Source organism: Brevibacillus sp. LEMMJ03 (genome assembly GCF_007197875.1).
Lineage (GTDB): Bacteria > Bacillota > Bacilli > Brevibacillales > Brevibacillaceae > Brevibacillus > Brevibacillus thermoruber.
Window position 1 is genome coordinate 1 of record NZ_VKJN01000106.1, and the last position, 396, is coordinate 396.

1 protein-coding gene is annotated in these 396 nt (G+C 62.4%); it reads right to left on the reverse strand.

The window, feature by feature from the left end:
* Window positions 1-25: 25 nt before the first annotated feature.
* Window positions 26-396 (reverse strand): hypothetical protein (locus FOI68_RS23730; protein WP_185974041.1); only part of this gene is annotated, 371 nt, incomplete at its 5' end.

Here is a 396-nt window from a genome sequence, read left to right on the forward strand (position 1 = left end):
CCGCAAACGATCCCGACGCGTCGGCTCACATCCCGTCCGTGATGGCCCAAAACTCCATCATGTCGTGCGGAAACGGGTGCTCCTGCTCGAAGTCCTCCACCAGGCGACAGTATCCATTATACATTCTGTCGTAAGCGGCGGTCCAGCCTGCAACGTGGGATTTCAGCGTGTCCTTCCAGTCCGGGGTCTGGAGGTCGAGCTGGTAGGCGCAGGCCGAGATGCGGGACGTGTCGACGGTCCCCAGCGACACCGTCGCCCGGCCGCAACGCAGCGCGGCAATGACCCGCATCAGCGAGAGCCATTGCCAGCTTTGCCGCTGCGGAAGGTTGAGAACGATTCTCGCGGACCGGTTGAGTTGATCACGTTTCTTGCGCGAGACGATTTTGCGGGGGCAGG